Annotated in this window: 11 protein-coding genes; 3 read left to right on the forward strand and 8 right to left on the reverse strand. The window is 60.0% G+C overall.

Annotated features, from left to right (window positions below; translation table 11 throughout):
- Positions 1-93: 93 nt before the first annotated feature.
- The 8 genes from U9R81_RS14545 to U9R81_RS14580 form a co-directional block, all read right to left on the reverse strand.
- Positions 94-1,101: a GDP-L-fucose synthase gene (locus U9R81_RS14545; protein ID WP_322496151.1), complete on the reverse strand. Its 1,008-nt coding sequence runs from the start codon at positions 1,099-1,101 to the stop codon at positions 94-96.
- A gap of 82 nt (positions 1,102-1,183) precedes the next feature.
- Positions 1,184-2,224 carry an NAD(P)-dependent oxidoreductase gene (locus U9R81_RS14550; RefSeq protein ID WP_322496152.1) on the reverse strand — a complete coding sequence of 347 codons (1,041 nt, stop codon included), beginning with the start codon at positions 2,222-2,224 and terminating at the stop codon, positions 1,184-1,186.
- Between the two features lie 29 nt (positions 2,225-2,253).
- Positions 2,254-3,654: a polysaccharide biosynthesis tyrosine autokinase gene (locus U9R81_RS14555; RefSeq protein ID WP_322496153.1), complete on the reverse strand. Its 1,401-nt coding sequence runs from the start codon at positions 3,652-3,654 to the stop codon at positions 2,254-2,256.
- A gap of 277 nt (positions 3,655-3,931) precedes the next feature.
- Positions 3,932-5,245, reverse strand: coding sequence for a glycosyltransferase family 4 protein (locus U9R81_RS14560; protein ID WP_322496154.1), 1,314 nt, complete (start codon positions 5,243-5,245; stop codon positions 3,932-3,934).
- Positions 5,246-5,316: 71 nt separating this feature from the next.
- Positions 5,317-7,026 carry a bifunctional sulfate adenylyltransferase/adenylylsulfate kinase gene (locus tag U9R81_RS14565; RefSeq protein WP_416180973.1) on the reverse strand — a complete coding sequence of 570 codons (1,710 nt, stop codon included), beginning with the start codon at positions 7,024-7,026 and terminating at the stop codon, positions 5,317-5,319.
- Positions 7,027-7,586: 560 nt separating this feature from the next.
- Positions 7,587-8,909 carry a nucleotide sugar dehydrogenase gene (locus U9R81_RS14570; protein ID WP_322496156.1) on the reverse strand — a complete coding sequence of 441 codons (1,323 nt, stop codon included), beginning with the start codon at positions 8,907-8,909 and terminating at the stop codon, positions 7,587-7,589.
- A gap of 91 nt (positions 8,910-9,000) precedes the next feature.
- On the reverse strand, positions 9,001-10,266 hold the full coding sequence (locus tag U9R81_RS14575; RefSeq protein ID WP_322496157.1) for an ABC transporter ATP-binding protein: 1,266 nt from the start codon (positions 10,264-10,266) through the stop codon (positions 9,001-9,003).
- A 4-nt stretch (positions 10,267-10,270) separates the two neighbouring features.
- A complete protein-coding gene (locus U9R81_RS14580; RefSeq protein WP_322496158.1) occupies positions 10,271-11,158 on the reverse strand; it encodes an ABC transporter permease in 888 nt (295 codons plus the stop codon).
- A 306-nt stretch (positions 11,159-11,464) separates the two neighbouring features.
- Between U9R81_RS14580 and U9R81_RS14585 the strand changes: the two genes are divergently transcribed.
- The 3 genes from U9R81_RS14585 to U9R81_RS14595 all read left to right on the forward strand — a co-directional run bounded on the left by U9R81_RS14585 (position 11,465) and on the right by U9R81_RS14595 (position 15,317).
- Entirely contained in the window at positions 11,465-13,777 is a 2,313-nt protein-coding gene (locus U9R81_RS14585) for a xanthine dehydrogenase family protein molybdopterin-binding subunit (RefSeq protein WP_322496159.1), read from the forward strand.
- A 175-nt stretch (positions 13,778-13,952) separates the two neighbouring features.
- Positions 13,953-15,179, forward strand: coding sequence for a gephyrin-like molybdotransferase Glp (gene glp, locus U9R81_RS14590; protein WP_322496161.1), 1,227 nt, complete (start codon positions 13,953-13,955; stop codon positions 15,177-15,179).
- Positions 15,180-15,182: 3 nt separating this feature from the next.
- Positions 15,183-15,317, forward strand: coding sequence for a hypothetical protein (locus U9R81_RS14595; protein ID WP_322496160.1), 135 nt, complete (start codon positions 15,183-15,185; stop codon positions 15,315-15,317).
- The last annotated feature ends 286 nt before the right edge of the window (positions 15,318-15,603 follow it).

The raw sequence follows: 15,603 nt of genomic DNA on the forward strand, positions 1-15,603 counted from the left end.
GCCGGCGGCGTCGCCACCGTCCACGGCCAGCCCTGCCGCGTTGGGGGCGGCAGCTCGATCACGACTGGCGGGGCATACGGCGTGACAACCATATCACCTCGTTTCACCTACCACGCGCATTGCTGCCGCCGGTTCGCGATTGGTGCGATACCACTCGATCGTCGCTCGCAAGCCATCGGTGAAGGTCGTTTCCGCCCGGAACCCAAACCGTTCCCATGCCCGCGACACGTCAAGCTTGCGCCGCGGCTGGCCGTTCGGCTTGGTCGTATCCCAGACGATGTTGCCGCGAAACCCGGTCAATTCCGCGATCAGCATGACGAGATCGCGGATGCTGATTTCATAACTGCTGCCGATATTGACCGGATCGGGGTCGTTGTACCGTTCAGCGGCTAACAGAATGCCTTCGGCAGCGTCAGCCGCATAGACAAACTCGCGCGTCGGCGAGCCATCGCCCCAAACCACAATCTCATTCGCGCCCTGTTCATCAGCCTCAATACATTTGCGGATGAGGGCCGGAATGACGTGTGAGGTGGCAAGGTCGAAGTTATCGCGCGGCCCGTACAGATTAACCGGCAAGAGGAAGATCGAGTTAAAGCCATACTGCTGGCGATAGGCTTCGCCCTGTACCAACAGCATCTTCTTGGCCAACCCATACGGCGCGTTCGTCTCTTCTGGATACCCATTCCAGAGATCGTCCTCGCGGAACGGCACCGGCGTATACTTCGGGTACGCGCAGACGGTGCCAATTGTGACAAACTTACCCACACCAAAGCGCCAGCTCTCGTGGAACAACTGCACGCCCATCATCAGGTTATCGTAGAAAAACTCGGCGGGATGGTCGCGATTAGCGCCAATGCCGCCGACCCGCGCCGCCATGTGAATCACAATATCGGGACGCGCATCGTGCAACAACTGCCGGATCGCCTCCACCTGCCGCAGATCATACTCGTGGGAACGCGGCACGAACACGCGATTGGCGCCGCGCTCGTGCAACTTCTCGACCACATACGACCCAAGAAAACCGGCGCCGCCGGTCACGACTACGCGCTTGTCTTGCCAAAACTGACGGCTATCGGGCCAGCGTTGTGTATCGAGCTGCATAGGCACCTCTGTTAGATGGATCATTGCTTGCCGGGATGGGCGCAGCACGCTGCGCCGTGACCGGGTGCAGCACACTGCGCCGCTACTGGACGATAAACTGCGCGTTGCGGTATTGGCTATCGAGCGCGTCTTTGATCACGCCGTTCAACAACACCTCTGCCACTTCGCGGATCCCCTCCTCGACGCTGATGCGGGGCCGAAACCCGATCTGTGCGCGGATCTTAGCGAATGAAACGCGAATATCTCGCATATCACCACCGAACGTGAGGTCTTTATACTCTACGACCGTCCCCGCCACATAGCGTTGCACGAGGGCCACGATCTCATCTTTGGTGTAATTCCCCTCGTCACTGCCGACGTTAAAAATCTGGCGATCGACCGTCGCCGGTGGCGCCGTCAAACCGAGCAAGATCGCATCGCAGGCATCGCGCACATGCACAAACGAGCGGGCATAGCCGCGCTGGTAGATGATCAGCTTCCGGCGCGTGATGGCTTCGAGCACAAACTGGTTGACGATCAGATCAAACCGGGTGCGCGGCGAGATTCCAAAGAGGGTCGCAAACCGGAAGAGAACCGGGATCGTTGTCGCGCCAGCAGTCTGGTCGCGCAGAAACTGCTCGGCGGCGACCTTGGTTTCGGCATAAAGCGATTGCGGATTGAGCGGCGACTCTTCCGTCACCGGCGCGCCATCCGGCGATAAACCGTAGTTGCTGTAAGTTGACGCAAAGATCAACCGCTCGACCCGCGCAGCGTCAGCCGCGGCAAAGACCCGTTTCGTACCCTCGAAGTTGTAGCGCCATGCCACCTGCGGCCCCACCATCTGGCAGGCCGGAAACCCGACAATCGCGGCAAGATGGACGACTGCATCAAAGTGGGCTGGCGGCAAATCACCTACAGCGATACCCGCAGCACTCGCTCGCAAAACAGCCGGATCGCAAACATCACCTTTAACAAAGCGGAACCGCGGATGATGCCAGTACCCAAGCAGAGACGCGCCGCCGAAAAGCAGATCGTCAACCACCGTTACCGACCAACCCTGCTGCAAACATACGCCGGTCAACAGGGAACCAATATACCCGGCCCCGCCAGTAATCAGCACATGCGGCGTTGTTTCAGTTGCCATGGTTCACCTTCCCTGTCGAAAACAACCGTTCAATCGCCAGCTTCACCGGCAATCTGGCCCGGCTGCGCCGGAGTGATCGGCGCCGCCGGCTGGGCAGAACGAACCTTCATCGCCGGCCAGCGCCAGCGTCGCTTCACCCCATTGAGCACAACCCCCAAACATGACACCTTGGTCTGGTGGAGCAGATCGAATGTCCGGCGCAACGCCTCCTCATTGGTGCGATTCGCCCGCACAACGAGCAATGTCGTATCAACAGCGCGCAGCAAAAGCGTGGTATCGGCGAAGGGGAACAGCGGCGCTGTGTCAATAATGACCACGTCAGCAGATTGGCGCAACGTCGCTAGCACCTTTTCCAATTGCGGGCTGCCCAACAGTTGGGCCGGCAACCTATTCACAATCCCTGCCGTCAGCACATGCAGGTTTGGTTGCGGCGTCACCTGTAAGAATGACTCCAAAGGCCGTGCGGTCATCCGCAGTAGATTGGTCAAGCCGCTCTGATGAGGGAGGTTAAAGAAGGTATGCAAGGTAGATTGGCGGAGATCCGCATCAACCAATACCACCCGGCGTCCCGTCTGCGCCAAAGCCACCGCCAGATTGGCCGCCGTCAGACTCCGGCCTTCACCCGGCGCTGCGCTAATCACGGCCATCACCTGCGGGCGTTTGGCAGCATCCAGCGTATCAAGATAGAGGCGAAACGTCCGGTAGCTTTCGGCTGCGAGCGCAGCCGGATTGCTTAAGGTAATCAACTGAGCCGCTGGTGTATCGCCTTTGATCGTGCCGATCGTCAAGAGTGGCCGCCCGCCGCCCCGCCGATCGAGATCGTCTTCATCGTTGATGCGAGTATTGAAATAGTCATACAGAAACCCGATCGCGATCGCGATCAAGATCCCAATGACCATACTTAGGATGATATTGCGGGTATAGTTGGGGCCAACCGGCTGCGGTTCGGCATACGCCGGATCAACCACGATGAGGATCGAATGCTCGGCAAACTCAGCATCAAGCAGCTCGCGCTCGAGGGCTTGAAACGAGGTGACAATGGCGTCTGCCAGCGCAATCGCTCGCTGCCGATCAGTATCTTGAATGGTCAGGAGAAACAACTCCGTCTTGCCCACGTCAACGATGCTGGCCCGCGCCAACAATTGCGAGGCGGTGATATTTCCGACCGTTGCCGCCGCGCGTTCGAGCACTGGTCGCACCAACAAAAGCTGGCGCACCGTGAGCGAATAGCGTTCGCGCCCTCGTAGCTCATCAAACGTGGGCGGACGGGTATTGCCCTGATTCTGATTGACCATCAGCATCGTTGAGGCAACGTATTGAGGGGATTGTCGTTGGGAAAAGACAAAGCCCGCACCGGCGCCAATCACGGCGAACAGGATGATGAGCCACGCCCAGCGCCAAACAAAAAGGAGATACTGTTTGAGTTCCAAGCGACCCTCCACGCAATGCGGGCATTGCTATTTGCACCGTGAGGCGCAATAACATACGGTAAGCTCCGGTCTGTAGGCGTGGGAAATTGCTGGCAGCAAGGGGGACAGACCGCTCAGGCTCGCATGTTTATGATACTTGTTTTCCGCACTCTAGTTGTAACGATCTCACGTGACAGGAAGATGTCATCACCCAGAGACGATTATGACAAAACCTTCACATCCTTGAGAGGGTATCTCAATTAAAAATTCTCAAAAACCTCATCAAACTTTGTCTTGTTTAGTTGAGCCGCTGATTATAGCGATTGTTCACGCTTGCTGCGCTTTCGTTCGCCGCTGCCATAATCTGGCGGTACAGCTCAAGATAGCGCTGGGCCTGCACCTCTTGCCGGTATTCGGCGAGCGCAAGGTCACGACCGGCGCGGCTCATCAGCAAACGCTCATCATCGTTACGCAACAGCCGGCAGATCGCTTCGCGCAACGCGGTGACGTCACCAACCGGCGCCAACCAACCCGTCTGGCCGGGACGCACCAATTCGCCGATCCCGCCGGCATCAAATCCGACGACTGGGGTCGCGCAGGCCAACGCCTCCAGTACGGTGCTAGGCATGTTATCTTGCAGGGAAGGGATGACGAATAGATCAGCGGCGCTATACGCTAACGCTAACCGAGCATCATCGGTGATCACACCCAGCGCGTGGTGCTTGATCGGCGCCGCAATCGGCGGCGGGTTTCGCCCAATCGAGACCAGCAGCAGATCGGGTTCATCAGCAAGACCGGCAAGGGCAGCGGCGAGTTCGGCAAACCCTTTCCGGCGATTATTGACCGAAACCGCGACAAACAGCACAATTCGCGCCTGTGGCGGCAAACCCAACGCCGCGCGCGCGCTGGCCCGGTCGATAGGCGCAAACACGGTGGTATCAAGCCCGTTGGGAATGATATGCACCGGAAACCGGCTGAAGAGCGAGCTACGCTGCACTTCAGCAGCCATCCAGCGGTTGAGCGCCACAATGTGCAGCCGTCCGGCAGGCACTGCCGCCAGCGCCGCCTGCTTCCGCTGCCAGATCTGGCGCGAGAGATCGTGTTCATCACGCGAACCGAGTTGCGGGCAGGCGCCACATGCGTCCGCATAGCGACCACAACCGTCATCGTAATGGCACCCTCCGCTAAATGGCTGCTGATCCGAAAGCCGCCACACCACCGGCGCGCGCCGCGGCACCAACCGGAAGAACGAGGTGTAGTCAATAAATCCAGCCACCCAATGCAGGTTGATCACGTCGCAAGGCGGCAGCGCGCGCACCACCTCACCGCCGTACCGGCTGCGATCATCGCTGAACTGCTCAAAACCATCAGGACGGGTTCGGCGATACGGTTGCAACGCGCGCCGGATCTGCCAACCCCGCCAGCGCCGCAGCCAATGGCTGAACCAATGCGCCGCCGGCGGGATGGCCTGCACCGTCGGATCGTCACTGCGCCGGTTGACGACCACCATGGTTGATTGGCAACCACTGGCCAGCAACGCCCGATGGAGCCGGTATGCTGCCCGCGCCGCGCCGCCACTGATGTCGTTCGTGCTGAGGTGAACAACCCGCATGCTCCTACCGCCTTGCTAGCGAATGAACTAACGCCTCACGCGCAGCGCCGGCGCGATGATGGCAAGCGCGCTTATGCATCGAGGAAGCCCTTCTCTTCGAGATAGCGAATGATCTTGCGCGCATTCTCTTCCGGCATCACATCCGTAGTCGTCAACACGAGCTCAGGATTGAGCGGCGGCTCATACGGATCATCAATGCCGGTAAACCCGCGCAATTCACCGCGGCGCGCCTTGGCATATAACCCCTTGACATCACGCTGTTCGCAGACTTCGATCGGCGTATCAACAAACACTTCGATAAATTGGTCGCTGCCGATCATAGCCCGGCACTCATTCCGCGCCGCCCGATAAGGGCTGACCGCAGCGCAAATCACTGCGCCGCCAGCCTTGACCACGGCACTGGCGACAAAGCCGATCCGCAAGATATTGGTATCGCGATCCTCGCGCGAAAAGCCTAATCCCTTTGACAGATGGGTACGCACCACATCGCCGTCAAGTACTGTCGGCGTCCGTCCCCGCTCGAGCAGCAGAATGTTGAGGATCGCGGCGATCGTTGACTTGCCGGCCCCGCTTAGACCAGTAAACCAGACACAGAAGCCCTGCCGGTGGCGCGGCGGGCACATTTGGCGCAAGATTTCGGCGGTCTCAGGGCGGGTGAACCACTCAGGCAGCAAGCGCCCTTTGGCTAAATATTCATCGCGCACTTGCGTGCCTGAAATGCTGGCAATCTCGGCTCCCGGCGGCGCTTCATCACGCGTGACGTAGCGGCCTTCGCGCTTGAGATAGACCAGCTCGGTGAACGGGATCATCGTCACCCCTACTTCAGCGGCATACCGCGCCAACAGCTCTTGCGCGTCGTAGGGGCCATAGAATGGCTTGCCGTAACTATCGTTGCCCGGCCCGGCATGGTCGCGGCCAACAATAAAATGGTTAGCGCCATAGTTCCGGCGAATGATCGCATGCCAGACCGCTTCGCGCGGGCCGGCCATGCGCATCGCTAACGGCAAGAGGCTTAGCAGCGTGCGCGACGGGTCGTAGTATTTGTCAACCAGCAGCCGGTAGCTGCGCACGCGGGTGAAGTGATCGATATCGCCGGGCTTGGTCATCCCGACCACCGGATGGATGAGCAGGCTGCCATCAACCTGCGCGGCTGCCCGTTTGGTCAGTTCTTCGTGGATCCGGTGCATTGGGTTGCGGGTCTGAAAGGCCACCACATTCGCCCGCCCCATCGCACTCAACAACCGGCGCACTTCGGCTGGAGTGCGGCGCAGATCGGTAAAGTCATAATAGCGCGGCAAACTCAACACGCGCAACCGTCCGGCAGCGTAAAACTTACCCCACCGCACCATCTCGGCCACCAACGGGTGGCACGGGTCGGTCGTTCCCAAAACGGCCAACGCTTCTCGCTCGGCATCCCAGCGGTAAATCTCGCTCAGCTCCATAATTGCGAGTGGATTGTTATGCACATCGCGCAGCAAGATCCGATCGCTGCCAAAATGGCTCTGCTCGACCGGCAACGTCACCGGGATCGGCCAGAGCGTGCCGTCAGCTAAGCGCATCTCTTCAAGCACCCGCTCGTAGTCGGCTTGGCCCATAAAGCCGGTCAGCGGCGAAAACCCGCCCGTCGCGAGCAATTCGAGATCGCAAAGACTGCGCATCGATATTTGGATGGAGGGCAAGCGTGACGCTTCTTCCATCAATGCCGGGCGCTCCTCGTCTGGGACGACCAGATCAATCAAGCGCCCGCCATAAGGTGGGATGAGGACTGGATCGTGGTTCATCATGTAAGTCTATCCTGATTAACGCTGAGCCAAAGGCACAACATTTCGACACATAAGTATGATAACGTTTCGCCTAACCGCAACCACAACGCACGCACCAGCTTGCCGGCACCGATCAATTCAGACTTGGCTGGTTGCGCCAGCCAATCTTCGCTATGCGCTGTCCAACCGACGACATCATAGCCAGCCAACCGCGCATTAAGCCACGAGCAGTACGATTGGCCGCCGTAAGGCGGGCAAAAGAGTGGCACGCCGTATGACGCCACCGCTTGCTGGGTTAAGCGCAGCTCACGCCAACGTTGGGCACGGGAAACCTCGGGCGTACCCGGCAGATCGAGAATAAGCGGCGTATAGATTTCGGATATGGCCCATCATCAAACGTGAACGCTATCACCGGTGTAGTAATCTCGACCCGCGCCAGCGTGCTAAAGAGGCGCTGCGCCAACGGCGCTAGCAAGAAGTGCGCCCGCAAGGTGACTACCCAACCTTTTGGCCCACTCAACCACCCCTTCACCGCCGGTTATGCAACGCCACCGTCGCATTGTCAGCATTCGCCAGCACTACAACACAACTATCTTTTCCCGCAAGGGGCCTTGGATTGAGCGAGTCGCATTGCGCGTATCCACCACCACCGGCGCCAGCGTCACGATCCGCTCGTAATCAAATGCGCGATGATTCGTGATAATCACGGCGCAATCACATTGGCGCAAGAGGTCATCGGTTAACAGCGCCGTGCGCATCCGGCGGCCATCGTGCAGCTCAAATTCATCAATATGCGGATCGCACGGAATCACCGTCGCCCCATCAGCCGCCAAGAGATCGTAGACTTTGAATGCCGGCGACTCACGGTAATCATCCACATCGGGCTTATAGGCCACGCCAAGCAACACAATCGTGCTGCCATTGAGCGGCTTACGCGCGCGATTGAGCGCGCGCACCACCAGATCACGCACGTGGCGCGGCATCTGCGTATTAATCTCACCGGCGAGCTCAATAAAGCGCGTGGTGAGATCATACGCGCGCGCCTTCCACGTCAGATAGAAGGGATCGATCGGAATGCAATGGCCGCCAAGGCCCGGGCCGGGAGTGAACTTCATAAAGCCGTATGGCTTAGTTGCCGCCGCCTCGATCACCTCCCAGACATTGAGACCCATGCGATCGCACAGCAGCGCCAGCTCGTTGACCAGCGCAATATTGACTGCGCGAAAGACATTCTCAAACAACTTGGTGAGTTCGGCTACATCAGGCGAACTGACCGGCACCACCCGGTTGGTAATGTAGCCGTAAAAGGCGCCGGCCAGCTCGGTGCAATGCGCCGTCACCCCGCCGACCACTTTCGGCGTATTTTCCACGCTGAAGCCTTGGCTGCTGGTCTGGCCGGGGTCGATCCGTTCAGGCGAAAACGCGAGAAAAATCTGTTCGCCGACCCGCAACCCGTTGCGTTCAATCCGCGGCAAAATTAACTCGCGGGTTGTACCGGGGTAGGTAGTGCTCTCAAGGATAACCAATTGGCCGGGCCGAATACTGGCCGCCACATCCTCGCTCGCCGCTTCGACATAGCGCATATCAGGCTCGCGGGTTGGATTAAGCGGCGTTGGCACACAGATGACAAGAACGTCACATTCACGCATCCGGCGCGCATCAGTCGTTGCCTCGATCAGGTTTCGTTCGCGCAGCGCGGCCAATGCATCACTAGCGACATCGCCGATATAACTCTCACCGCGATTAATCTGCGCCACTCGCTCGGCGCTGACATCAAAACCCAAGACCACAAAGCCGGCCCGGCCAGCCCGTTCAGCCAGCGGCAAACCGACGTATCCAAGGCCAATCACGCCAACTTTTGCGCTGCGACCATGGATACGATTCATTACTTCGTGAAACATGAGCGACAATCTCCATTTGACGGTGGCCTCATTCCACAGCCGCTCATTATAGACGAGATGGCCAATCTGCACGCAAGCCTAGCGCTGCGCATCAACCAAGCGGCGTGTAGGTCGTCTGCCACGGCAAGAGCGGGCGCACCACTCCGGCAATATTGCCGCCCCAATCACCACGCGCCGAATCACCTTCGAGACTGTCAATCACTTGGAACGCAACCGCGTCGCGTTCAGCAAATTGCCCCATCGGCGGGTCGAGCGTCGTCAAGGCGGCTTCGACGTACAACAACCCCTCGGCCAAAAAATTGCCGGGGATCGTCACCCGCGCCCAATAATGGCCGGGAGGGCGGGGCCGGCGACGCCACGCCGGATCAAGATCAAACGTGGTTAAGACTGCCACGCTATCTTCGTTATACAGGCGAAAATAGGGCTGCAACACGTACCCGCCGATCGTGACGACAAACTCCATCTCAAGCGTCACCGGCGCGCGAATGTCAATCGTATCGCTGATGTCGCCATCAACGTCGCGCACTCGCACGGCCCGTAAATGGGCGATATCGTGACCCGGCGCTTTGGCGCGGTGCGGCCAGACCCGCTCGGCAATCGAATGCTCGCCTTTGCCGAGATACACGCCCACGACCTGCTGCGCCGGCCCATCAGCCGCTACCTTCCCCTGATTGAGCAAGATCACGCGCTGGCACATACGCAAGATCGACTGCATGCTGTGCGAGACAAACAATACCGTCCGCCCCTGCTGGCCGACATCTTGCATCTTATTGAGGCACTTCTTTTGAAAGCGGGCATCGCCAACCGCCAGCACCTCGTCAACGATCAGAATTTCCGGTTCGAGATGCGCAGCAACCGCAAACGCCAAGCGCACGTACATCCCCGATGAGTAGAACTTGACCGGCGTGTCGATAAATTGCTCAACCTCGGCAAAATCAACGATGGCATCAAAATTGCGTTCGATCTCGCGCTTGCGCATACCGAGAATCGCGCCATTCAGATAGATATTCTCGCGTCCGGTCAATTCGGGGTGAAAGCCAGTACCCACTTCGAGCAGCGAAGCCACCCGCCCGTACAGTTCGGCTCGCCCGCGCGTCGGCTCGGTGATGCGCGAGAGCACCTTAAGCAGGGTACTCTTGCCGGCGCCGTTACGCCCAATGATCCCGACCAACTCACCCTGCTTGATCTCAAACGAAACATCATCCAGCGCCCACAGTTCCTTATATGCGCTAGCGGGGCCTTTGCGAAACCAATCCGTGAGGGTATCGCGCAGCGTGGTGTAGCCGGTAATCCGATGCTTGACAGCGCCGATCCGGTATTGCTTCGCTAGATGCCGAGCGCGAATTGCGTAACTCATATCGTTAGATCAGGTCTGCGAATGTGCGTTCTGCCGCTTGAAAATACAACCATCCGGTCATAAAGATGGTCAGAGCAACCGTCACCGAGATCAGCATCGCCAAACTCGGCGCTTGCGTCCCGAGCAACGCCCAGCGGAACCCTTCCACCACGCCAACCATCGGGTTCAGGGCATACACCAACTGCCATGGGCCTTGGATCAAGCTGGTCGGATAGACGACCGGCGTGGCAAAAAGCCAAAGCTGGATCATAAACGGCGTCGCGTGGCGCACGTCACGGTATTTGACGTGAATGGCTGATAGCCAGTAACCCACGCCGAGCGCCGTCAGCATCGCCAACGCCACAAACACCGGCAAGAGGAACATGACCGGTGTTGGCGGCCATTGAAACCAGAGCATTAGCGCCAGCAGAACGACGAAGGCTAACCCAAAGTCTACTAAGCCCGAACCGATGGTCGCAGTGGGAATAAGGATGCGCGGAAAGTACACTTTTCGCACAATCCCGGCATTGATAACCAGACTGTTCGCCGCCTGCGTGACGGTATTCGCAAAGAAGTGCCATGGCAACAAGCCGGCCAGATTAAAGAGCGGGTAGGGAATGCCGTTGGTACTGATCCCGGCCAACCGGCCAAAGATTACTGTAAACACGACTAGTTGCAAGACCGGCTGAATAATCGCCCAGCTTGCCCCCAGCAGCGTTTGCTTGTAACGCACCTTCACATCGCGCCAAACAAGGAAAAAGAGCAGTTCGCGGTAGAACCATAGTTCCCGCCAGGTAAACTGCCACCAACGCCGCTTTGGTTCGATAATCGTGGGGGTATGTGAACGATCCAATGGCAGAGCAGAGTTTGCTCCCCCAGTGATCGATGTGGTCGGCGGTTCCAGTGTTGCCATACGATGCTCATGTCCTTGCTACACGTGCATTCGAGCCGAAACCAATCGCGATGTGAGCAGAGGTCGTATGTTGGCAGGGCATGTCACATCGGCCAAACGATCTAATATAGACGTTGTATCTTTCTTCTTTGCCTAGCATAGCCGGTTCTGGACGATTATGCAATTACAATTTCGTCAACCATACCAGTACAGTCAATCGGAAAGCAAGGTTCAATCATGCTCAACAAGGTGCGCTGTAAATCTGGTATCATGCCCATAGCACCTTCATCGCACCGCTACTAACAAAAATGAAAGGTAGTGCATCCTATGGCCTATGCAGCCCTGATTGGCGCTGAAGTCAAGCGCCGTGAAGACCCGCGTTTTATTCAGGGACAGGGTGCGTATGTGAGCGATCTGCGCTTGCCGGGCATGCTGTACGTTGCCATCGCCCGCAGTCCATACGCCCATGCTCGGATTGTTGCAATTGATAAGGCAGCCGCACTGGCAATGCCCGATGTCGTCGCTGTCTACACTGGCGCCGACCTGCTCGATTGTTGCCAGCCGTTGCCGCTGGCCAGCTCAGGCGAAGGCGGCGGCGGGCCGCAGCGCTACACGGGGCGCACCCGCTATGTGCTGGCAGTCGAACGGGTGCGCCACGCCGGTGAGGCGGTCGCCGCCGTGATTGCGCGCACACCGGAAGCGGCGCTCGATGCTGCTCTCGCCTTGCCGATCGAGTGGGAACCGCTGCCAGCAGTAGTTGACCCGCTCGCCGCCATTGCCCCCGGCGCGCCAGTTATCTTCGATGGCTTGCCCGACAATATCGACCATCGCCGCCGCCGCCAGCAAGGTGATGTTGAGACCGCTTTCGCCGCTGCCCATCGCATCGTGCGCCAGCGCATGGTCAACCAGCGCCTGCTCGGCTTCCCGATGGAAGGGCGCGCGGTGGTGGCCGCTCCCGACCCCGCCAACGATGGCGTGACCGTATGGACGAGCACGCAAACACCGCATCAGGTGCGCGGCGAGATCGCCAAGGTGATTAGTCTCGATGAGAACCGGGTACGGGTGATTGCGCCCGATGTCGGCGGCGGCTTCGGGGTCAAGATCGGCATTTACCCCGAAGAGGCGCTGCTGGCGGCGCTAGCCCGCCAGCTCAATGCGCCGTTGCGCTGGGTCGAAGGCCGGCTCGAACATGTGCAGGCCACGACCCACGGACGCGGGCAGGTGTGCGACATCGAGGCGGCGGTTACAGCGGAGGGTGAAGTGACCGCGTTGCGCATGCAGATCGTGGCCGATCTCGGCGCGTATCCGCTCGCCCCCGGCTTGCCCGATCTGACCACTGCGATGGCCATCGGCGTCTACAAAATCCCCGCCGTCGATCTCGAAGCGATCTGCGTCTACACCAACACCACGCCGGTGGCTGCCTACCGCGGCGCGGGCCGGCCTGAAGCCGCTTACTACATCGAACGGCTCATGGATCTGATCGCCGCCGAACTTGGGTTAGACCCAGCAGAAGTGCGCCGGCGCAATTTTATTCCGCCCGACGCCTTCCCTTATAAGACACCGACCGGCCTGACGTATGATAGCGGCGAGTATGACCGCGTCCTCACCAAAGCCCTAACGCTGGCGAAGTACGAGGAATTGCGCGCCGAGCAAGCCGCCCGCCGCGTCGCCGGCGACCGGATGTTGCTCGGCATCGGCATTGCTTGTTATGTCGAAATGTGCGGCTTCGGCCCCTACGAAAGCGCCCAGATCAAGGTCGAACCGAGCGGCACAGTCACGGTGACGACTGGCATCTCGCCGCATGGGCAAGGCACTGCCACCACCTTCGCCCAGATCGTCGCCGACCAGATCGGGGCTGACTTCGAGCGGATCGTGGTTAAGCACAGCGATACCGCGATCACGCCGATGGGGGTCGGCACAATGGGATCGCGTTCGCTGGCCGTCGGCGGTGCGGCGCTGGTGCGAGCTGCTGCCAAAGTGCGCGAGAAGGCGCGCCAGATTGCGGCAGCGATGCTCGAAGCCAGTGTGGCCGATATCGAGCTGAGCGAGGGCTGCTACCGCGTGCGCGGCGTGCCTGATCGCGCCCTTACCCTCGCCGAGATTGCCCGCCGCGCTTACAGCAACAAACTGCCGCCCGAACTCGATCCCGGTCTCGAAGCGGTGGACTACTTCCGCCCGCCCGACCTGATCTATCCCTTTGGCGCGCACGTCGCCGTGGTCGAAGTCGATCGCGAAACCGGCCACGTCCGCATCCGCGAGTATTACTCGGTTGATGATTGCGGGCCGCGCATTAGCCCGCTAATCGTTACCGGGCAGGTGCATGGCGGGTTGGCCCAAGGCATCGCCCAAGCCCTGCTCGAAGAGGTGGTCTACGACGCTAACGGCCAGTTGCTCAGCGGTACGCTGATGGATTACGCTCTGCCGCGGGCCGATCTCTTCCCGCCCTTTACGGTTGACAAGACCGAAACGCCGACCCCGCTCAACCCGCTCGGCGTCAAGGGTATCGGCGAAGCAGCGACGATCGGCTCAACGCCAGCCATCGCCAATGCGGTGATCGACGCGCTAGCGCCGTTCGGCGTGCGCCACCTCGACATCCCGCTGCGCTCAGAAAAGGTGTGGCGGGCGATAAATCATGTGTAAGGCGCAGAGGGGGCAAAGGCGCAGAGGTTTCACACGCAAAGGCGCAAAGCACGCAAAGGGCGCAGAGGATTGAGAAAATACGGAAAAAGCGTGTCCTGCCCCTTTCTTCCGTCCCCTCCGCGTCCCTTGCACCCTCTGCGGTAAACCCCTAACGAGGAGATCAACCGTGTCGAATATGCTCCGTGAATCACCATACCCGATGGTCAGCATCGCCGGCGCTACGGCGATGATCATGGCGCATGCCCAACCGCTGGGGTGCGAAGAGATCGACTCGCTCACCGCGCTGGGACGGGTGCTGGCCACCGATATTGCCGCGCCGGAAGATATTCCCGACGTGCCCAAAGCGGCCATGGACGGCTATGCTCTCCGCGCTGGCGACGGTCTTGTCCCGCGGCGCGTGGTCGGTGAATTGACCGCCGGCAGCGACACGATGGTGGCGCTCGGCCCCGGCGAAGCGACCCGGATCATGACCGGCGCGCCGATACCGCCCGGCGCTGACGCGACGATCCCGGTTGAGCTGACCGAAGAGCGTGATGGGATGCTCTCTATCAAACGCGAGCTGAAGCCCGGCGACTATGTGCATGTCGTTGGGCAAGATGTCTCGCGCGGCCAGATCGCACTCACCGCCGGCACAACCCTCAGCGCAGCCGACATCGGCATCCTCGCCACCTTTGGCATTACCCGCATCAGCGTGTATCGCCGGCCACGAGTGGCGGTGCTCGCCACCGGCGACGAGGTGGTCGAGCCGGGTGAAACGCGGCCCGGCGGCGCGGTGCGCGATAGCAATCGCTACGCGCTGATGGCGGCTGTGCGCGAGGCCGGTGGCGAGCCGATCTCGCTCGGCATTGCCCGTGATGACATTGCCGTGCAGCGCCAAGCCATCTTGCGCGGCCTTGAACAGGCTGATGTCTTGATCACCAGCGGCGGCGTCAGTATGGGTACCCGCGATCTGATCAAACCCCTGCTCGCCGAACTCGGCACAGTTCACTTTGGCCGCATCGCCTTCAAGCCGGGCAAACCCACCACCTTCGCCACCGTGAACGGCAAGCTCGTCTTTGGCCTGCCGGGATTCCCCGTCTCGTCACTGGTCTCGTTTGAAGTGTTCGTCCGTCCGGCGCTGCGCGCACTACAAGGCGACGCCAGACCGTTCCGCCCGCACGTTGAGGTAACGCTAGATAGCCCAATCACCCCGGCCCCTGACCGGCCCGAATACCAGCGCATTATTGTCACCTACCGGGCAGGCCGGCTCTTCGCCACCAGCACTGGGGGCCAAGGCAGCTCGCGCATCCTCTCGCTGCGCGGGGCTAATGGTCTGCTACTCGTGCCCGCCGGCGAAACAGTCTATCCAGTTGGCAGCGTCCTGCCGGCGCTACTCACCGGCCCGCTCCTGAGCGAAGGATAATCCGTGGAACATTATGTTGTGTTACTCAGGGTCTTGCAGCAAGAGCCGGAACCGTGGCCCGGCCCATTGACCTATCTGGGGTTGGCCTTGTTGCTGGTCGCGGTGATTATGACCATCTATAACCGGCGGCGGAAGTAACGATTGCTAGTATGGTATGCGGCAGTTTCACTGCCGCTTCACCTCCCCGGTGCTCATGCTCGCCAAGTAATGGTATGATTGAGCCTTGCTCACGCTCACCTAACCGTATGAGCGCAACGAGCGACAAGATGCAGATACGGGTAAGGCTATCGCTATGACAACCACCCTCACCGTCACCACCAGCACCACCCAATACCCGGTCGTCACCGGCGCAGGCGTGTTGGCGACCCTCGCCGACCGGCTGACCGCGCTTGGCTTGCGCGGCGCGCTGTGGCTGGTCGCCGAC

The organism is Chloroflexus sp. (assembly GCF_034435895.1).
In the GTDB taxonomy this organism is placed as follows: domain Bacteria; phylum Chloroflexota; class Chloroflexia; order Chloroflexales; family Chloroflexaceae; genus Chloroflexus.